General features: G+C 52.9%; 15 protein-coding genes. 5 read left to right on the top strand and 10 right to left on the bottom strand.

All coding sequences use genetic code 11. From position 1 onward, the window contains the following. Nucleotides 1–133 precede the first annotated feature (133 nt). Entirely contained in the window at nt 134–670 is a 537-nt protein-coding gene (locus tag E1162_RS08510) for a DUF2155 domain-containing protein (RefSeq protein WP_155129448.1), read from the top strand. A 12-nt stretch (nt 671–682) separates the two neighbouring features. On the opposite strand, the gene aat is transcribed toward E1162_RS08510, so the two are convergent. The 5 genes from aat to E1162_RS08485 all read right to left on the bottom strand — a co-directional run bounded on the left by aat (nt 683) and on the right by E1162_RS08485 (nt 6,047). Further along, a complete protein-coding gene (aat, locus tag E1162_RS08505) occupies nt 683–1,363 on the bottom strand; it encodes a leucyl/phenylalanyl-tRNA--protein transferase (RefSeq protein WP_155129445.1) in 681 nt (226 codons plus the stop codon). A gap of 37 nt (nt 1,364–1,400) precedes the next feature. Next, nucleotides 1,401–2,750: an acetyl-CoA carboxylase biotin carboxylase subunit gene (gene accC / locus E1162_RS08500; RefSeq protein WP_155129442.1), complete on the bottom strand. Its 1,350-nt coding sequence runs from the start codon at nt 2,748–2,750 to the stop codon at nt 1,401–1,403. 16 nt (nt 2,751–2,766) lie between these two features. Further along, on the bottom strand, nt 2,767–3,228 hold the full coding sequence (accB, locus tag E1162_RS08495) for an acetyl-CoA carboxylase biotin carboxyl carrier protein (protein WP_155129439.1): 462 nt from the start codon (nt 3,226–3,228) through the stop codon (nt 2,767–2,769). A 519-nt stretch (nt 3,229–3,747) separates the two neighbouring features. Beyond that, nucleotides 3,748–4,488 carry a DsbA family protein gene (locus tag E1162_RS08490; RefSeq protein WP_257098871.1) on the bottom strand — a complete coding sequence of 247 codons (741 nt, stop codon included), beginning with the start codon at nt 4,486–4,488 and terminating at the stop codon, nt 3,748–3,750. Nucleotides 4,489–4,526: 38 nt separating this feature from the next. Beyond that, complete coding sequence (locus tag E1162_RS08485) at nt 4,527–6,047, bottom strand: M48 family metalloprotease (protein ID WP_155129436.1); 1,521 nt, start codon at nt 6,045–6,047, stop codon at nt 4,527–4,529. A gap of 326 nt (nt 6,048–6,373) precedes the next feature. On the opposite strand from E1162_RS08485, the gene E1162_RS08480 reads away from it, so the two are divergent. Then, nucleotides 6,374–7,534, top strand: a complete 1,161-nt coding sequence (locus E1162_RS08480) for a pyridoxal phosphate-dependent aminotransferase (RefSeq protein ID WP_257098870.1) — start codon at nt 6,374–6,376, stop codon at nt 7,532–7,534. A 71-nt stretch (nt 7,535–7,605) separates the two neighbouring features. Here E1162_RS08480 and E1162_RS08475 read toward each other — a convergent pair whose 3' ends face one another. Further along, the gene (locus E1162_RS08475) at nt 7,606–10,806 is read right to left on the bottom strand and encodes an Rne/Rng family ribonuclease (protein WP_155129433.1); all 3,201 of its coding nucleotides are present in this window, start codon (nt 10,804–10,806) and stop codon (nt 7,606–7,608) included. 767 nt (nt 10,807–11,573) lie between these two features. Here E1162_RS08475 and E1162_RS08470 point away from each other — a divergent pair. From E1162_RS08470 to prfB, 3 genes are all read left to right on the top strand, one after another. Next, nucleotides 11,574–12,842, top strand: coding sequence for an N-acetylmuramoyl-L-alanine amidase (locus E1162_RS08470; RefSeq protein ID WP_155129430.1), 1,269 nt, complete (start codon nt 11,574–11,576; stop codon nt 12,840–12,842). A 192-nt stretch (nt 12,843–13,034) separates the two neighbouring features. Beyond that, nucleotides 13,035–15,485 carry a penicillin-binding protein 1A gene (locus tag E1162_RS08465; protein WP_155129427.1) on the top strand — a complete coding sequence of 817 codons (2,451 nt, stop codon included), beginning with the start codon at nt 13,035–13,037 and terminating at the stop codon, nt 15,483–15,485. A 116-nt stretch (nt 15,486–15,601) separates the two neighbouring features. After that, nucleotides 15,602–16,733 (top strand): peptide chain release factor 2 gene (gene prfB / locus E1162_RS08460; RefSeq protein ID WP_155129424.1). Its coding sequence is split into 2 segments (ribosomal slippage): nt 15,602–15,670 and nt 15,672–16,733, totalling 1,131 coding nucleotides; the frame shifts between segments, so codons are not numbered across the junction. A gap of 57 nt (nt 16,734–16,790) precedes the next feature. Here the strand turns inward: prfB and E1162_RS08455 are convergent. The 4 genes from E1162_RS08455 to E1162_RS08440 all read right to left on the bottom strand — a co-directional run bounded on the left by E1162_RS08455 (nt 16,791) and on the right by E1162_RS08440 (nt 20,018). Then, nucleotides 16,791–17,159, bottom strand: a complete 369-nt coding sequence (locus E1162_RS08455) for a Cif family virulence factor (protein WP_155129421.1) — start codon at nt 17,157–17,159, stop codon at nt 16,791–16,793. 122 nt (nt 17,160–17,281) lie between these two features. Beyond that, complete coding sequence (locus tag E1162_RS08450) at nt 17,282–18,589, bottom strand: M23 family metallopeptidase (protein WP_155129418.1); 1,308 nt, start codon at nt 18,587–18,589, stop codon at nt 17,282–17,284. 93 nt (nt 18,590–18,682) lie between these two features. After that, the gene (locus E1162_RS08445) at nt 18,683–19,537 is read right to left on the bottom strand and encodes a ferritin-like domain-containing protein (RefSeq protein WP_155129833.1); all 855 of its coding nucleotides are present in this window, start codon (nt 19,535–19,537) and stop codon (nt 18,683–18,685) included. A 1-nt stretch (nt 19,538) separates the two neighbouring features. Beyond that, nucleotides 19,539–20,018 (bottom strand): peroxiredoxin, encoded by a 480-nt coding sequence (locus E1162_RS08440; RefSeq protein ID WP_155129415.1) that lies wholly within the window; start codon nt 20,016–20,018, stop codon nt 19,539–19,541. Between the last annotated feature and the right edge of the window lie 114 nt (nt 20,019–20,132).

The following is a 20,132-nucleotide window of genomic DNA, read 5'->3' as shown; positions in this document are numbered from 1 at the left end:
TGCGGGGATGATCTGGTGTTTCTTGGGTGATTGCCGCCTGTTTGCCCTATTCCTACCTTTTCCCAGCACTATTCCTTTGCTACAGGCTAGGGCAGTATGACTGGTGACTCACTTGTTTCCGGAATTGGATAGAATGACTTTACGTTTTCCACGTTCGTGGTTCCGTCACACCGCGTTTGCGGCTGTTGCAGTGGCGGGGTGTTTTGTTAGCGTAGCAGATACGCACGCCGCGAAAATTGAAAATCCGATTGCAGTTTTTAACGGCTTGGACAAAATCACCGGCCGCTTGATCGAGTTTGACGTTTACATCGGCGAAACTGTCCAGTTTGGTGCGTTGCAGGTAACTCCGCGCGTTTGCTACACCCGCCCGCCGACAGAAGCTGCCAAGACCACCGCGTTTCTAGAGGTGGATGCGCTTACCTTGAATGATGAGGTGCAGCGGATCTTTACCGGCTGGATGTTTGCGGCAAACCCTGGCGTGCACGCTGTCGAGCATTCGGTTTATGATGTGTGGCTGGTAAACTGTAAGCGCAGCTCCAAAATCAAGCCGCCTGAAGGTTATTCCGGCCCTGCAGTAGAAATTGAACCTGAGCGTGATGAGCTAGCAGGCGCTGACTTCGTCAGTACCGGCGATATTCCGCTTCCATGGCCAAACCCACTGCGGTTCTAAGTTCTATGATAATTAGAGAGCGCTGGCGTCGTCTATTATTGCCAGCGCTTCTGCTCCGCTAACGTCGTCTTGCAATGCAAAGAAGTTAGCGGGGATCTGGAGCGCGGCCTCCAGCTTTTCCATATAGATATCCCGATCAATCTCTATGACGCCAAACTGCGCCAGATGATCGGTGAGAAACTGCGTGTCCAGCAGAGTAAAGCCGCCTTTGATGAGGCGCGCAACAAGGTGCACAAGAGCGACCTTGGATGCATCTCTTTCCCGTGAAAACATCGTCTCGCCAAAAAACGCGCTGCCAAGGTTTACACCGTATAGGCCGCCTACGAGATTGCCTTCTTTGTAAACCTCGATGGTCTGGCAGTAGCCTTTATAGAAGAGGGCTCCGTACAGCTCTTTGATGGGCCCGTTGATCCACGTTTCCTCACGGTCGGGAGTAGGGGCGGCGCATGACTCGATAACAGCTTGAAAGTCGGTCGAGACGCGAATTTCAAAACGGTCGGAGCGAACGGTTCGGCGTAATCTTTTGGGAATGTAGAAGCTATCGAGAGGCAAGTTGCCCCGATGCTCCGGCTCCAGCCAGAAGATGGTGGGGTCGTCGGCAGATTCTGCCATAGGAAAAACGCCGCAGGCGTATGCTTTTAAAAGCACCTGCGGCGTAATTTCAAATTTCTGGTCGTCAGGCTCGTTCGCCATAGGACCCTGTCCTTGTTGTCAGTTCAGAGCCTCTGGATTAGAGGGTCTGTTCTTCTTTCAAGAATTTTTCCAACCAGTGGATGTCGTAGGCACCGTTTGCGATGTCCTGATTGTCCACCAGATCGGAAAAGAGCGGGATGGTGGTCTGGATGCCATCTACAACGAATTCGTGCAGACAACGACGCAGACGCATCAAGCACTCTACGCGGGTCCGGCCATGTACGATGAGCTTGCCGATGAGGCTGTCGTAGTATGGCGGGATGGTGTAGCCCTGATAAACGCCGGAATCTACGCGAACACCAAGACCGCCCGGTGGGTGGTAGTAGGTGATGGTGCCAGGAGATGGCACAAACGTACGCGCGTTTTCAGCGTTGATACGGCACTCGATCGCGTGACCGGTAAAGCGGATATCGTCCTGTGAAATGGTCAGAGGCGCGCCAGAAGCGATGCGGATCTGCTCGTTCACAAGGTCAATACCTGTAACCATCTCGGTTACTGGATGCTCTACCTGAAGACGGGTGTTCATTTCGATGAAGTAGAACTCGCCGTTTTCATAAAGGAACTCGATGGTGCCTGCACCGCGGTACTTCATCTTGCGCATTGCTTCTGCGCAGATTTCACCGATCTGCTGACGCTGAGCGTCATTGAGAGCAGGGGATGGGCACTCTTCGAATACCTTCTGATGGCGGCGCTGCAAGGAACAGTCACGCTCACCGAGGTGGATCGCGTTACCCTGACCATCGCCCAGAACCTGCACTTCGATGTGACGAGGCTGGCCGAGGTACTTCTCCATGTACATCGCATCGTCACCGAAAGCAGCTTTTGCTTCGGAACGTGCGGTAGACAGAGCGGTATCAAGCTCAGCAGCTGTGCGGGCAACCTTCATGCCGCGACCACCGCCGCCTGCTGCTGCTTTTACAAGCACAGGGAAGCCGATTTTCGCTGCGATGGCATGGTGATCGTCTTCAGGGCGTACTGCGCCGTCAGAGCCTGGAACAACCGGAATACCGAGTTCCTGAGCGGTCTGCTTAGCCACAATCTTGTCGCCCATCATGCGGATGTGCTCAGAGGTTGGGCCAATGAAGGTGATGCCGTGTGCTTCCAGAATTTCTGCAAAACGAGCGTTTTCAGAAAGGAAACCATAGCCTGGGTGAACCGCATCGGCGCCAGTGATTTCACAGGCAGCCAGAATCTGCGGAATGTTCAGGTAGCTGTCGCGGGCGATTGGCGGGCCAATACACACACTTTCGTCAGCAAGGCGCACGTGCATCGCGTCCTGGTCGGCTGTGGAGTGAACCGCCACGGTGCGGATACCCAGCTCTTTACAGGCACGCAGAATGCGAAGTGCGATCTCGCCGCGGTTTGCGATGAGGATCTTCGAAAACATTGGAGCGGGCTCGATATTATTCAATAATGACAAGAGGCTCACCAAATTCTACAGGCTGACCGTCTTCGACCAGGATCGCGGTTACCTTACCAGACTTTGGAGATGGGATCTGGTTCATGGTCTTCATTGCTTCGATGATAAGCAGGGTATCGCCTTCACGAACAACGGAGCCAACTTCGATGAATGCGCGAGCGCCTGGCTCTGGAGCCATGTAAGCGGTGCCAACCATTGGGGAAGCAACTGCGCCAGGGTGGTTTGCAGGGTCAGCAGAAACTGCAACTTCTACCGGAGCTGGAACTGCCGCTGCAACAGGTGCAGCATATGCAGGAGCAGCGCTTGCTGCTTCGATAGTCACCTGACGGGCGACGCGGACACGGAAATCTTTTTGTTCCAGTTCAATCTCGGTCAGGTTCGTTTCATCGAGAAGAGTTGCGAGCTGACGGATCAGGTCCTGGTCAAACTTGGTTGCTTTCGTCATGTTTTAATCGTCCAGTTCGTGTCGCTCAGGCCAGCAAAGCCAGAGTTCCATTAATGTGGGCGCAAGCCTCAAGGGAGGCAGCATCCCGTATTTAAATCCTGAAAGCCAGTGTCCACCGTCGTGGCGGCTTTCTTCAATGCAGTAGGGCGGCCTTTAAAAAACTTAGCCGTATGTCCCAGTTGTCTCTTCAAACGATCTGTCCGATGAGACGGTTGACGCGAAATCCTTCCTGACCCCACCCACATATTTGGGTATTCGGGGCGGTCAGAGCCCGTCAGTTATTCCTTCAAACGCGACCTCTTTCTGAAAGCAGAAAGGGTAAGCATGTCTATACACCACCCCTTGCCCTATCACACCTGCATTTGGTGAGTAAGGCCCATCAGGTCAAGATGGGATAGACTTTCGTTTGCGCACTTATATGATCAAGGCGGATCGAGGAAAAGACCTCAATCCGCTTTGCTGCCAAGTTCTTTACGATTTCATGTCATTTGCAGGTGTTTTTTGCCCTGCAAGCAACACTTATTTACGCTGCGCGTCGATTTTTTCCTTCAGCGCGTCATATCCAACTGCGCCAACAAGGACGTCGGAACCGATCGCGTAAGACGGTGTGCCGGTTAGGCCAAGCGCATTTGCGATGGTGTAAACTTCCTGCAAGGTTGCCTGAACCGCGCCGGAATCCATTGCCTTTTCAACTTCTGCTTTGTCGAGGCCAAGATCCGTTGCCGCTTTCATCGCGGTTTCAAGGTTCGCACGGCCTGCTTGGGACATAAGAACAGCGTGGAAGTCAGAGTATTTTTCTGGTGCCAGCTCGTTTACAGCAATTGCAACTTTTGCTGCGTCGAGGGAAGGCTGACCAAGAACTGGAAACTCCTTGAGAACAACACGCAGGTTGCTGTCTTCCTCAATCAGGCGGTACATGTCGGCCATTGCGCGTTTGCAGTAGCCGCAGTTGTAGTCGAAAAACTCAACAAGCGTTACATCGCCTTCCGGATTGCCAAGCACAACTTGATTGTCAGAATCGAAGAGAATGTCGGAAATCTCTGCCAGCGCCTGCTTTTTAGCAGCTTCTTCTTCAGCAACGCGGCGCTCTTCCAAAACGGTAAGCGCTTCGGCGATTACTTCAGGGTTCTCGATAAGGTATTCGCGAACGATGGTTTCTACCGCTTCACGGTCAAGAGCGTTGTCACTTGCCATGGAAGGCAGTGGTGCTGCGAAAGCTACAAGGCTAAGGCCGAGAGCGGCGGTTTTCAAAATCTTCAATTCTTCAACTCCAAATGCCATCAATGGCGGTTGAGTTCCTATCGCTGTAGGGCTCGGTCCACTTTGTAGGACAGAATATCGTCCGCTTGCTGCCACGAGATGGTGCCGACCTTCAAGCTTTTTTTCGCGCGAGCCGCGTAGCGCTGTGCGCCGCGTACATCACCGCGTGCCATAAGTCCGCGTGCGGTGGCAAGGTCCGCCTGAGGCTGATCACCCATTCGTGAATGGGCAATAGCAAGCTGGGCAAAGCCCATAGCAGAATTAGGGTCTTTTTGTAGTGCGCCAGTGAGCAGGCGTTTTGCTTCTGGCAGGTATTGCTTATTGTTGGAGGCAACAAGGGCAAAACCAAGCCAGACTTCAAACTGCGGATTACCTGGATAGAGCGCAAGGGCCTTTCTAAATGGGGCTATGGATGCTTTTGGCTTGCCACCTTCAAGAAAAGCCTGTCCTTTTAGCTCGTAAAGATATGGGTTTTCCGGCATTTGGCGGATCAATCCGTCAATGGCCTTTGCCGCTTTTGACGGGCTGGATGACTGCATCGTTGCAATAGCGCGAGCGTACTGTGCAGGAAGCGACTTGTTAGAGCGCGGGAACTGGCGGAAAACTGTATTCGGGTGATTGGTAAACGCAACGAGCTTTGCCTTCACCATCTCATGTTTGAATTTCAAGCGGTCTGAAACGCTTTTATTGAAGTGCGGGCTCTTCTTCGCTTTTACAGAAAGCGCGTTATAGCGCTCGCGCGGCATAGGGTGGCTGATAGCGTACGGATCAGCGTAGCGTGCAGCAAAAAGCGTTTGATCTGCCATGCGGTCGAACGTTTTCAGCATGCCTTTTGGCGAAATACCAGCGCGGCTCAAATATTTAAGCGCAGCTTGGTCTGCTGATGATTCTTCAGAGCGGCGATAGGCAAGAAATGTTCTCTGGCCCAGTGCGCTACCGCTCATAGCTGCTGCTGCACCGCCTCGGGCAACATCTGCATTACCTGTTCCTGCACCGGCAGCAATTGCACCTGCACCAAGGATCATGCCGATAACGGAGATAATCTCCGCGCTGGAGGCTGCTTGGCGCATACGCACAAGGTGGTTGCCGGTTATGTGGCCGGTTTCGTGAGCAATAACGCCGATGACTTCCTCAGGTGTTTCAGCTTCCATAATAACGCCGAGGTTGATGAACATGCGGCGGCTATCAGGAACGAAAGCGTTGAAGCTCTTATCGTTTACGAGAATGATGTCTACCTGACCGGAGCGTAGGCCCGCTGCCCGAAAGATCGGTTTTGCATATTCTCGAAGAAGATCTTCTGCCTCGGCATCTCTAACCAGCGGTAACCTGCCGGCCTGTGCGTAAACAGGGGTGACAGAGAAGCTGGTCAGGAGCACCGAAAGGGCAGTTCCCGTCGCAACTGCAGTTTTTGCAAGCGTCGTACGGGTGCGCAAAGCAACATGCGTCAACTTAGAGATCGTTTGGGTGAACTGCTGCAAAATATGCCCCTTTGTGGCAGAGATCGGTTCAATAGAGCGAACTGAACCTACACCATATCCGATAGAAAAAGGCTTAACCATCGAAGCTGGGCCGAAATGGGGCAGGGCTAACCCGTTTTTGATCGGTCTGTGTACAACTTGAGAGTTAGGCTAAAGGTTCAGCGGTGGGCGACTGCCAGCGCAGATTTTCAGGCAATTTTGATGGGACAAAGGCTTGGCTTCTATGGCACTTCGGCTCAGCTCTAGTTTTAGTTGATATTTCAACATCCTAATGTTGCTGAGGGTGGCTTGCCAATTGGGCCGATATTTTGTTCATTAGGGCCAACATAAGTGAGCGCACGGTATGACCGTGTGAAGGGCGCTACGGATCATACCGTAACACCCTGTTTTTTGTTGGGGCATTAGTCATGCAGAATAATCTCAAAGCTTCCCGCCGTAGCGGGGTAGATGCATTTCTGGCGATGGACGTGATGAGCGCTGCCAACAAGCTGGAAGCGGAAGGACATCAAATCCTTCATATGGAGCTTGGGCAGCCGGGGGCGCCTGCACCAAAACCTGTTCTGGAAGCTGCGCGCCGGATGCTGGAAGACGGCCGTCTAGGCTACACCGAAGCTATGGGCATTCCTGATCTTAGGACTGCGATCTCAGGCTATTACAAACGGCACTTCGCGATCGATGTTCCTGAAAGCCGCGTAATGATCACAACGGGTTCGTCCGCTGGCTTTAATCTTGCGTTTCTAGCTGGTTTTGATGCTGGTGACCGCATTGCGCTAACCGCGCCGGGTTATCCTGCATATCGCAATATTATCAAGGCGCTTGGTCTGGTTCCTGTTGAGATTGAAGTCGGGCCTGATACGCGATGGTCATTGACTGCCGAGCGGTTAAGGGAAGAGCATGCAAAAGCCCCTTTGAAGGGCGTTCTCATTGCAAGCCCTGCCAACCCTACAGGCACCATGATGACGCCGGATGCGCTCCGCTCTCTGGTTGAAGCTTGTGACGAGCTTGGCATCTGGTTCATTTCAGATGAAATCTATCACGGCCTTGCCTTTTCAATGGAAGAGGAGACTGCTTTGCGGTTTTCTCAAAATGCGATCATCATCAATAGCTTTTCCAAGTACTACTGCATGACAGGATGGCGTATTGGCTGGATGGTGTTGCCTGAGGCGCTTGTTCGCCCAGTCGAGCGGATTGCGCAAAGTCTTTATATCTCGCCTCCAGCGCTTTCGCAGGTTGCAGCTGCTGCGGCATTTGATGCGACTGAAGAGCTGGAAGTGATCAAGCAAGGCTATGCAAGGAACAGAGAGATTCTGCTTTCTGGCTTGCCTGCGGCTGGTTTTGAGGAGCTGCTACCGGTTGATGGTGCGTTCTACGTTTATGCGAATACGCGTCGCTTTTCTAACGACTCCAAAGAGTTCTGCCAGAAGATGCTTCAGGAAACCCATATCGCAGCGACGCCGGGCGCAGATTTTGACCTCGTGCGTGGTGCTGGCTACATGCGGTTTTCTTTTGCCGGACCAACGGACCACATGCAGCTTGCTATGGACCGGTTGAAGGACTGGCTTCGCTAGGCGCCTAAAACTCTCAAGCAGATACAAAAAAGGCGGCTCAATGAGCCGCCTTTTTTTCTTGAATAGTTCAATTAGAAGAAGGAGCGGCGCTGCCACCAGCCGCTACGTGGCGAATCTTCTTCTTTTTCAACTGTAACAGTCTGGTCCTGACTAACTTTTTCAGTTGTTACAACTGGCTTAGCAGGTGCTTTTGGGCGGGCTTTTTTAGCTGCTTCATCTGCGGTGTCTTCAGAAGCTGCCTCGACTGGCGCTTCCTCAGCCTTTGCAGGTGCAGAAGGTTCGCTTGGCGTTTCAATCGCAACAACTTCACCTTCAGGTGAAACGAGCACGACAGAGTCCGAAGCAGAAGGCTCTTCAACTTTTACAGCCGGTGCTTCAGCCTTAACTTCAGCAGGCGCTTCAACAGCTACCACTGCAGTAACAGGCTCTGAAACAGCAGGCTCTACGACTGCCTCAACAACAGGAGGTGCTTCCGCTACTGCTTCAGCAGCTGATGGCGCTGGAGTTTCTTCCGCAGCAGCTTCCGCCGCTTTGGCAGCCTTTTCAGCCTTTGTTGTTCTGCGGCGGCGTGGCTTCTTAGGTTCCACAGGTGCCTCAGCCGGAGCTTCCTCTGCTTCTACCGGTTTAGCAGCCTCTTCTGCTACCGCAGGCGCTTCAACTTCAACAGCTGGTGCCTCTGGAGCAGGGGAGGTTTCGCTTGCTTCGGCAGCAGCTTCAGCAACTACAGGCTCAGAAGGTGCTTCTGCTGCTTCAGGCGCTGCAACGGCTTCACCTTCTTGCGCTTCACCGTCTGCATCCTGTGCTTCGGAGCCATCCATCTCTTCACGACCGGTACGGCGGCTGCGACGACCACCACGGCGACCACGGCGGCGACGGCGGCGGCGATCATCACCCTGATCATCATCATCGTCGGAAGATGCTTCGTCAGATGCGCCTTCTTCAGAGGCTTCTGCGTCACCATTTTCAGTCGCTTCAGCGGAAACCTCTGTTTTTTCGCCATCAGCCTCTTCGTCAGCAGAGCCGTTTTCTGCGTCCATGCCTTCATCACCGTGCTTACCACGACGACGACGACGACGACGGCGGCGGCGACGATCACGGTTATCACCGTCATCGGAGTCGCGGATTTCTTCTGCCTCTACTTCGTCCTCTTCAACCTCAACAGGCTGCTCGATCATCTCCAGTTCGGCCGGTGTCAGGCTGTCTGGCTGAATGGTCGGAGAGAGCGCCTTAGGGCGGTAAACCAGCTTTGCAGGCTCGCCGCGCTCGAAGGAGTAGTGCTGGCCGGCAATGCTATCATCAGCAAGAACGGCGATAGTCAGACCAAAGCGAAGTTCCAGATCGGTGAGGTGACCGCGCTTCTGGTTGAGAATGTAAAGAGCAACATCAACTGGAGTGTGGACGTTGATGTTATGGGAAGAGTCACGCAGCAGGTGATCTTCAAGAGAGCGCAAGATGTGCAGCGCTACAGATTCCACGGAGCGCACCATGCCAGAGCCATGGCAATGCGGGCAGATGACGGAAGAGCTTTCCAGAACGCCGGTGCGAATACGCTGGCGGGACATTTCCAGAAGGCCGAAGTGAGAAATGCGACCAACCTGAATGCGGGCGCGGTCAGACTTCAGGCACTCTTTCAGCTTGCGCTCGACGGAGCGGTTGTTGCGGCTCTCTTCCATATCAATGAAGTCGATAACCACAAGACCTGCAAGGTCGCGCAAACGGAGCTGACGGGCGATTTCTTCCGCAGCTTCAAGGTTCGTCGCGTGTGCGGTGTCCTCGATGTTCTGCTCGCGGGTTGCTTTACCGGAGTTCACGTCGATGGAAACCAGAGCTTCAGTCTGGTTGATAACAATGTAGCCGCCGGACTTCAGGGTAACCTGAGGCGAGAACATAGCATCAAGCTGCGCTTCTACACCAAAGCGGGTGAAGATCGGCGTTGCGTCACGGTATGGCTGCACGTTCTTGGAGTGGCTAGGCATCAGCATACGCATGAAGCCCTTTGCCTCACGGTAGCCAGCCTCACCAGAAACCAGAACCTGATCGATGTCTTTGTTGTAAAGGTCGCGGATAGAGCGCTTGATCAGGCTACCTTCCTCGTAAACGAGGCTAGGAGCGGTGGAATCAAGGGCCAGTTCGCGTACGTTTTCCCAAAGACGCATCAGGTATTCAAAGTCGCGCTTGATTTCTGCCTTGGTGCGGGTAGCACCGGCAGTGCGCAGGATAACGCCCATTCCGTCCGGCACATTCAAATCACCAGCGATCTGCTTGAGACGCTTACGGTCAGCAGGCTTGGTGATCTTGCGGGAGATCCCGCCGCCACGGTCGGTGTTTGGCATCAAAACAGAATAGCGGCCTGCAAGAGACAGGTAGGTGGTGAGAGCTGCGCCTTTGTTACCGCGCTCTTCTTTTACAACCTGTACCAGCAGAAGCTGACGGCGCTTGATGACTTCCTGAATTTTATAGCGATCGCGCAGACGGCGAATGCGAGCTTCGGAGCGAACTTCGCCCTCATCTTCCTCGTCATTATCGTTGTCGTTGCTTTCATTTGAAGCTTTGGAAGTTGCTTCAGTTTCAGCTTTTTCGTCTTCGTCCGAGTCGCTCTCGATTTCCTCTGAAATCTGTTCAGCAACTACCGCTTCGATAGATGCTTCCGCAGCGATGGACTTGGACTTGTCTTCAGCTTCCTCTTTTGCTGCTTCTTCAGCAGCCGCAATTTCTTTTTTACTACGTCTGCCACGACGACGAGGCTTTTTGGTAGGCGCAGGTTCATCGTCATCAGAAGCTGAGCCCGCTCCAATGTCTTCCACGCCGTGATCGTCGTCATAAGGTGCGTCAAGGCTAGCTAAGTATGCAGCATCCAGCTCTTCAGCCAGTTTGCTTTCGTCCTCTTCGCTGTCCTCGGAGTTTTCTTCCTCGATACCAGCGGCCTTTGCACGCTCAGCTTCTTCCTTCTCGCGGCGTTCACGCTCGCGGCGGTTGGCTTCAGCTTCTTCCGCGAGCTGGCGTTCAAGCTCTTCGCGGTCTGCTTTTGGTAGCTGGTAGTAGTCTGGGTGAATTTCGCTGAAGGCAAGGAAGCCGTGGCGGTTGCCGCCGTACTCAACGAACGCAGCCTGAAGGGATGGCTCAACGCGTGTTACGCGTGCCAGATAGATATTTCCGCGGAGCTGACGGCGGTTCGCCGCCTCAAAGTCAAATTCTTCTACACGGTTACCACGTACAACGGTCACCCGGGTTTCTTCCGGGTGGGCCGCGTCTATGAGCATTTTGTTCGCCATTGAATTTAGTCCTGACAGCACTGCCATCGTGGCGGCGCAGGGTGCCCTGTTCCGTCAACGCCAACGGGCGTGCTGTATTGTTTGAGAAGTAAGGAAAATCGGAAAGGCGAGGGTGACGCGCATCACGACCGGCAACGCGGACTGCATTGTGCTGTCCTGCGCTTTTTCCGGTTACTGCAATGTTCAGTGCGCGTAACTTTAGCAAACCATTCGCCCTTGGTGATGGATATGTCCGCCCCGGAGATACTCCGCGAGCCAGAAATACCCTGAAGGTCGATATCGACCTTCGCCAAAAATCTGTTTCTTTCGTTCCTTCGAACGTGCGCCTTCTGCAATTGGAGGGCCCTGTCGAAGGAAAATAAACTACCGCTTTTCGCAGGTTCAAGCCGCGAAGCTTGTAGTTCGTATTCTGTTCCTATCCGGTCTTTTATAATGCCACGGTCACAGTTTTCAAAATACAAATGCGCCCGTGTCACGGAAAAAGTCTAGATTATAAAGGGGCTTATAGCCCTCCCGTTCGCGTACTCCGTGCCGGGGAAAGGCCCGTGTGCGGGATCAGGCATCGATCATGGTGGGTTTTTGAACCGAACATGACCAGAAACTCGTAGTACCCTTTTACGATTAGAGATGCCAATTGGCAAGGTTGGGGAAATCTATTCCAAGACAAGGTACACAGGCGTGTTCAAAGTGTTAATGGGATCCTAAAGAATGTAGCGTTAGGATGCATTATTCAAAAACTTTAGGGATCGGGCCCAGGGATTAGTAAAATGTGCAGTAGCGATGGTTCGTTCTACGGCCTAGCAAGAAGGCTTTGTGCAAAATTTCAAAGTGTCTTTACGTTAGTTATTTGCCTTGGGCTGAGCATTGCAGCGCTTCATAACCCAGTTTTTGCGCAGAATTCCGCGACTCCCAAGATCATCGATGCCCGCGTGGCGGGGGATGATACTCGTACGCGCTTTATCATCGACATGGATAAAGGGATCGACTACGGCCTGTCATTTTTGGCAAGTCCTTACCGTATGATTGTTGATCTGCCTGAAGTCGGTTTTCAGTTCGCTGAGGGTTTTATGCCTGAGGGGCGTGGGCTCGTTTCGTCTTGGCGGTACGGTCTGATCTCCAAGGGACGCTCGCGTATCGTGCTCGATCTCGACAGTCCTGTGATTCTTGATAAGGCGTTTTTATTGCCCGGTGTTCAGGATCAGCCAACCCGCTTGGTGATCGATCTGGTGCAAACCTCCCACAGTGATTTCGTAGGAGCGATTGAGCGCGGTAGGGCAGAGCAGTCTGCAGAAGCTGCCAGTGTTCCAGTTGTCTCCGCTGCTGCGCCAGCCAGTAATAAGCCGATTATTGTTATCGACCCCGGTCATGGGGGTATCGATTCCGGTGCTGTCGGTAAAAACGGCACCTTGGAAAAGCATATCGTTTTGGACTTTGCCGGCTATCTTAAAGAAAAGCTGGAAGCGCAGGGGCACTACACCATCCACCTAACGCGTGATGATGATCGTTTCATCCCGCTTCGGGGCCGCTCTTCCATTGCCCGCGAGCTCAATGCTGACCTGTTCATCTCTATCCACGCAGATTCTGTGCGCGTTGGTGCAAAGAGTACCCGAGGGGCCTCTGTCTATACGCTTTCGGAAAAAGCATCGGACAGAATGGCTGCAGCGCTTGCTGACCGCGAAAACCTTTCCGATGCAATCGCAGGTATTGAATTTTCCGAGGAAGAGGGCGAGGTCTCTGATATTCTTGTGGAATTAACGCGCCGCGAAACCAAGAACTTCTCTATACATTTTGCCCGCTTGGCTGTTGAGGAGTTGAAAAGCGCGACTAAAGTCATCAATAACCCTTTGCGTTCGGCAGGGTTTCAGGTTTTAAAAAGTCCTGATGTTCCCTCCGTTCTGGTAGAATTGGGGTTCTTGTCGAACTCTCTCGACGAGAAAATGCTTGGCTCTGACGAATGGAGAGAGCGTGCAACTGACGCACTTGTGCAGTCTGTCGCCCAGTATTTCCGTGCGCATATTGCAGCCAGCGAAAAATAAGGGTACGCGTGCGGCGTATTTTTTTGAGGCGTTCGCCTCAGCAATGCCATAATGGCGGGTAAATGGAGTTCCCTGAGGTAGCACGGGTTCTCTTTATTATGCCGATGGCAGACGAGACGGCCAGTGTGGGGTTGAGGGTTCAGCTCCCAATCGAATTTGCGGAACTTAACGGGATAGGAAGCGCCCGAACAAATGAAATCACTTTTAAAGTTATTCGGATACCTATTTAGTGTTTCGGTGATTCTCGGGCTTATCGCGGCTGGCGGTGTCTGGGTCTATTTGAACAAATCCACCGAAGACCTTCCGGATTTTACTGCTCTGCAGAACTATGAACCTCCTGTCATGACCCGCGTTCACGCGGCGGATGGGCAGTTGATGGACGAGTTTGCACGTGAGCGGCGTCTTTTCCTGCCAATCGAGGCAATGCCTGATCTGTTGAAGCAGGCGTTCATTTCGGCAGAAGATAAAAACTTCTACAACCACTTCGGTATCGACATCCAAGGTATCGCCCGCGCGGGTATTCGCTACATTCAGAACTACGGCACCGGTCGTCGTCCTGAAGGTGCGTCCACCATTACGCAGCAGGTAGCAAAGAACTTCCTTCTTACTAACGAAGTCTCCTTCGAACGTAAGATCAAGGAAGCCTTGCTGGCGATCCGAATGGAGCAGACCTACACCAAAGATCAGATTCTCGAACTCTACCTCAACGAGATCTATCTGGGCGTTGGCGCTTATGGTGTTGGTGCCGCGTCTTTGATCCTTTTCGATAAGTCTGTTCACGAGCTTGAACTGGAAGAGATGGCCTATCTTGCCGCTGTTCCTAAAGGCCCGAACAACTATCACCCTTATCGCCAGCGTGACCGCGCTATCGAGCGTCGTAACTGGGTTATCGACCGCATGGTTGATAACGGCTACGTCACCGTTCAGCAGGCAAATGAAGCTAAAGCCAAGCCTTTGAATGTAAAACTGCGCTCCACCGGAACTCTGGTCGAGGGTGCGGAGTACTTCTCCGAGGCGGTTCGCCGTGAGCTTGCAGGCACATTTGGTGAAGAGCGCCTCTACGAGGGCGGTCTGTCTGTTCGTACATCCCTTGATCCTGTCATGCAGGAACAGGCCCGTAAGGCGCTGATGGATGGTCTGATTAACTTCGACCAGACACGCGGCAAATGGCGTGGTCCTATCGCAACAATCGAGGTTGGTGCGAAGGACTGGGGCGCTGAACTGGTTAAAGTCGATACGCTTTATGACGTTCGTGAGTGGAGCCCTGCCGTTGTTCTTTCTGTGAGCAACGAGAAGGCTATCATTGGCCTGCGCCCTGAAAAAATGGCGAACGGCAAGTACTCTACCGAGCGTCAGCGCTCCGAACTCAAGCTCTCCGAAATGAAGTGGGCGCGCGTTCAGGGTCGTGCGCCGCGTAACGTACAGGAAGTGCTGTCTCCGGGCGATGTTGTCTACGTTCAGAAGAAAGCCAAGGGCGGTTACATTCTGCGTCAGGTGCCTGAGGTTTCCGGCGCGCTGGTTGCGATGGATCCACACACAGGCCGCGTAAAAGCTCTGGTTGGTGGTTTCAGCTTTGCAGAAAGCCAGTTTAACCGCGCAACGCAGGCTTGGCGTCAGCCGGGGTCTACCTTCAAGCCGTTCGTATATGCGTCTGCGCTTGATAACGGCTACACTCCGTCTTCCGTGGTGCTTGATGCGCCTGTAGAGATTGAGCAGGGTCCGGGCCTTGAAGTCTGGCGTCCTCAGAACTACGGCGGCAAGTTCTACGGTCCATCTACTCTGCGTACCGGTATCGAACTGTCTCGTAACGTGATGACTGTTCGTCTGGCACAGGACATGGGCATGGACGTTGTGGCTGAATATGCCCGCCGCTTCGGTATCTACGACAATATGATGCCGGTGCTTTCCATGTCCTTGGGTGCAGGTGAGACGACTGTTCTGCGCATGACCACTGCGTTCTCTATGATCGCAAACGGTGGCCGCCGTGTTCAGCCTACGCTCATCGACCGCATTCAAGACCGTTACGGCCATACCATCTACAAGAACGACCAGTTGGTCTGTGATGCCTGTGCTGTTACCGATTGGCACAATCAGGCTGAGCCTGAGCTGATTGATACCCGTGAGCGCGTTCTTGATCCTATGACCGCTTATCAGGTTACCTCTATGCTTGAAGGTGCTGTTCAGCGCGGTACCGCAACAAGCGTTAAGGTTCTAGGTCGTCCGGTTGCTGGTAAAACCGGTACAACCAACGAGGAAAAAGACGCTTGGTTTATGGGCTTCACCCCAGAGCTGATGGTTGGTGTGTTCATTGGTTATGATACGCCGCGCCGCATGGGCCGTGGTGCCACAGGTGGCGGTATTGCCGCGCCGATCTTTACCGCGTTCATGAAAGAAGCTTTGAAGGACAAGCCACCGCTTGAATTCCAGCTTCCTGCAGGTCTCCAGCTGATCCCGATCAACCGCCGCACCGGTCTTCGTGCCGATGCCGGTGCACCGGGCACCATTTTGGAAGCCTTCAAGCCGGGCACAATGCCACCAGACAGCTACTCTGTGATTGGCTTCCAGGACGAGATCGGTATCTACCGCGAACTCTCTCCTGAAGCAGGTCAGGCAGTTATGTCCGGTACAGGCGGCCTCTATTAATTCTTGATCATGGGCGCAAGCTCATTGAAAACACGCAGGAGGGCGACTATTGTCGCCCTCCAATCTTTTGTGCCGACTACATAGTCGGCGTGACTCTATTTAATGCGAGGTATCCGATGCGCGCAGAAATGCAGGCCATCGTTGATGAAATCAAGCAGGCCATAAGCCTGCTGAGGAGGCATCTTTGACTGGGACAATGCACTTGTCCGTCTAGATGAACTCAATGCTCTTTCCGAGGACCCGAACCTCTGGAATGATCCTTCCAGCGCACAGAAACTGATGCGTGAGCGCCAGCACCTTGATGACAGCATCAACGGCTTGCGCAAACTGCAACAGGATATGGACGATAACATCGAACTCATTGAAATGGGTGAGATGGAAGACGACCAGTCCATCGTTGACGATGCCGAAGCGGGCCTGCGTGGTCTTCTTGACGGCACTCGCAAACTGCAGCTTCAGTCTCTGCTTTCCGGTGAAGCTGATAGCAACGATACATTCGTTGAAATCAACTCCGGTGCAGGCGGTACGGAATCTCAGGATTGGGCGAGCATTTTGCTGCGCATGTACCGTCGTTGGGCGGAAAAGCGCGGCTTTAAAGTGGAATTGATGGAATACAACGACGGCGAAGAAGCCGGCATCAAATCCGCTACCTTGCAGATCAAAGGCGAAAACGCTTACGGCTGGATGAAGACCGAGTCCGGTGTTCACCGTCTGGTTCGTATCTCGCCATATGACAGTAACGCCCGCCGTCACACTAGCTTTGCCAGTGTGTGGGTGTACCCTGTTGTTGACGATTCCATTGATATTGAAATCAATGAAGCCGACTGCCGTATCGATACATATCGTGCATCTGGTGCAGGTGGTCAGCACGTTAATACCACGGACTCCGCGGTTCGTATTACGCACCGTCCAACTGGTATTGTGGTTCAGTGTCAGAGCGAGCGCTCCCAGCATAAAAACCGTGCGACTGCATGGAATATGTTGAAGGCACGCTTGTATGAAGCAGAGCTTCAGCGCCGTGAAGAATTGGCGAACAAGGATGCTGCGTCCAAAACCGATATCGGTTGGGGCCACCAGATCCGCTCCTACGTTTTGCAACCTTACCAGTTGGTGAAGGACCTGCGTACCGGCGTAGAAAGCACGTCTCCTTCTGATGTTCTTGATGGCGATGTGGATGATTTCATGGAAGCAGCGCTTGCACAGCGTGCCTTCGGTGAAGGGCCAGCTTCCATTGAAGATTTGGACTAATCCCTAGCGGTTAATTCAAGTTTGGAGCCTCGCCCCAAATGGGCGGGGCTTTTTTGTTTATGTATTGGTTGTTCCATCATCATTGAACATGACGATGTGTACGAGCCACTTTTTGCCCACCATCTTTAACACCAAAACCTGCTTGTAATGGTCGTCACCCCAGCGCAGCTTGTTGGTCACCACAGCAAGGTCATCGCGGGTTTCAAAGTGCCATTTGGAAAACTCGTAGGTATCAATTCTGGAATAGTTGTCCTGAATGAAATGGCGGATGGAGACTGGGCCCAGAATGGTTTCATGGGCGGGAGGCATGAGCATAGCGTTCTCTGTCCAGCACTCTTCCCAATCGTCGAAACGTCGCTCCAATAGCGCTTTCGTCCATGCTTCTACGGCGTTCTTGATTGTCTCGTCTTTGCTTGGTTCGCTCATCTCTAACAACGCTGCTTGGTGTTTTTGTTTTGTTGCAGGTTAGAGTGTGCAGCGCGGGCTTTGCAGAGCTTTTCGCCGTTATGGCTAATAGAGTGCTGTCACGTCCTACGTGATGTTTGTTGCTAGTTCAGGATAGGTTCCAGATAGCGACCGGTACGGATGAACGGCATCGGGTTGATAGCTTGCCCGTTAAGTCTTGTTTCGTAGTGCAGGTGAGGGCCGGTGGAGCGGCCAGTGCTACCAATCGCGCCAATGAGATCATCGCGGTAGATCTTGTCACCCTCGGATACAAAGATGGAGTGAAGGTGCGCATAGCGGGTGGTTAGGCCGTCAACGTGTTCGATCTCGATGGTTTTGCCATAACCGCCTCGATAGCTTGCGATGCGAACAATACCATCTGCAGGCGCACGCACAGGCGTTCCGCGAGGGGCTTTGAAGTCAATGCCGGTGTGGAAAGCAGGCTTGTTTAGGAACGGATCCATTCTGCCACCGTAGTCACTGGTTACCACAGTATTGGCAACTGGATGGCCGAGCGGTAGTCGTCGGCTGTTCGCTTTCAGGCGCTCCAAACGGGTAAGGGCTTTGCGGGCGCGGAAAAGGTGATCTTCGAAATTATCCGATTGAAGGGGAATATACACGCCGCCGACATTTTGCATTAGCGGCAGCTTGGTCGATTTTGCGAGCGCGCTGGTATGATCTTCAATTATCTTGATATCGGCTTCTATCGCAGACGTTAAAAGCCGCAACAGGCGTTGGTTTTCCTGAGTTTTTCTGGCGAGTTGATCTTCCATAACCGACAGCTGGTTATGGTTTGCTTCTACTGAAGCAGGAACGTCAGTTATTCCAGAATTTTCAGTTTTTTTTTGAGCGCCTTTCAAGCCAAGGGCAGGGCCAACTGCCTCTATAGGAAAGGCCTCCCCGCCAACCGCGCTTGCATCACCATTAGGTGCATAGGCAAGGACTGGAACTGTATCACCAGACGGTTTGGCTGTTGGCAGTAGATTGGTGGAGGCAAGGGAGATGCCGCTTTCTTCCACCAGCTTCAAAATCTCCGAGATTTGTTGATGGCGCTGGGAAATGCGCTGCTGCTGCAAAGATAGGGCGCGCAGTTCTTCTGACTGGGAAGTAGCCGCAAGTTGGGTTTTTGCATTGAGCTGCTCAACACGGGTACGAAGCGCGATGATCTCGCTCTCGTAGGATTGTTTGATCAGTTCTTCGCGTTCCCAAGAGCCGCTGGCAATCTGGTCTCTATAGAGAAGATATCCTGTTGCTGCGAAGTAAAGGCCGCTGGTGACAAGAATAAAGCCTCCAGTAAGGGCAATCACAGCAGGGTTTGCAGAAATGGATCGTTCTTTGCCTTTGCGCTTGAATGTAATAGTCGTGCGGTTTGCATGGGCATTGCCTGACTTTGAACGATCTGCAGAACGCATGTCGGAAATCTCCGAGACTTCAGCTAGAAATTAATCTTTATGACAGCGCCCATTAGAAAAGGTTAAGGTTAACAAAGTCTGACTGTAATTTTACTAAGCCACTATTGGAATTAAGGGTTTGTAAAACGCTGGGGTAAGTCCGGCCTCTGAGCGGGCGCGGTCATTGAAGGGTGGCTTCAAAGAGCCTTTGAAGTGCTTGCGAACGAGATTCTGAAAGGTGCGTTCCGGCGGTCGGTTTTGTCTGTCACACAAGAAGCGGAACCACTTGGCGCCATACGCAACGTGTCCCTTTTCGTCTTCGTAGATTATTTCCAGAATGTCGGCAGTCTCATTGTCGTTCGTGGAACGAGCCTTTTCGATCATTGAGGGAGTGATATCCAACCCGCGAGCTTCAAGCACCATTGGAATGATGGCAAGGCGTGCGGTCAGATCATCTTTGGTGGACTGGGCGCTTTGCCAAAGGCCGTCATGGGCGGGTAGGTCACCGTATTTGTGGCCGAGTTTTGCCAAGCGTTCAGCAAGGAGGCCGAAGTGCTTGGCCTCTTCAACGCCAACCTGCACCCAATCGTCGTAATAGGAACGGGGCAAGGGCGTTGTGGCGAACCTTCCAATAAGGTCCCACGTCAGATCAATGGCATTAAGCTCGATATGAGCAAGGGAGTGAAGCAGTGCCAGCGTTCTCTTGGCGTTCATTGCGCGCTTGGGCATATCGCGAGGGGCGAGCAGAAAGGGGTGCTCAGGTCGTCCCGGTCGTTCCGGCATTGCCTTTTCCATTGCGCCGCGATGAATGCCAAGAGAACGCTGGAACCATTTTTGGGAAACAGCGTGGGCGAGCGCCACCTTTTCCATTGGGTCAGGGTTGCAGACGATGAGCCGCGCGCCCGCCGCAAGTGAAGGAACAGGGGGTAGGCCAGCTACCCCTCTATATGTACCGATGTGCTGGTTCATATCAGCCAAGCAGGCTTTTAGCTTCTTCCAGAACCGCTTCTGCGTGGCCCGGTACTTTAACCTTGCGCCATGCTTTTACGATGGTGCCATCGGTTTTAAGAAGGAATGTAGAGCGCTCTACGCCCATGTACTTCTTGCCGTACATGCTCTTTTCTACCCACACACCAAAGCTTTCGCAGAGCTTTTTGTCACTGTCGGACAACAAAGTCACCGTAAGGTCATGCTTTGCCTTAAACTTGTCATGCTTTGCTGTTGTATCGGGAGATACGCCGACAACCTTAACGCCAAGTGCTGCAAATTGCTCGTGCAGCGCGGTAAAAGCGATAGCTTCTTTGGTGCACCCCGGTGTGTCGTCTTTCGGATAAAAGTATAACACCACAGCTGCTGCGTCGCTGGACGAAAGCTTGAACGTACCTGCGCCATCGGTTTCAAGTTCGAAGTCTGCAATTTGGCTGCCTTCACTCAGGGGGAGGGTGGACATCGGGCTACTCCAATTGGTGGAATCTTTAGGTAAAAAACATCGATAGCTATGCTATGAGTGTGTCGGTTTGGGATAAAGCTCAGCAAATGCAACGGATGCGTTGTTTTGCGGATA

Source organism: Pseudovibrio flavus, from assembly GCF_009711345.1.
In the GTDB taxonomy this organism is placed as follows: Bacteria; Pseudomonadota; Alphaproteobacteria; order Rhizobiales; family Stappiaceae; genus Pseudovibrio; species Pseudovibrio flavus.
Note: the sequence above shows the minus strand (reverse complement) of the source record. Positions and strands in the feature narration are given on the sequence as shown.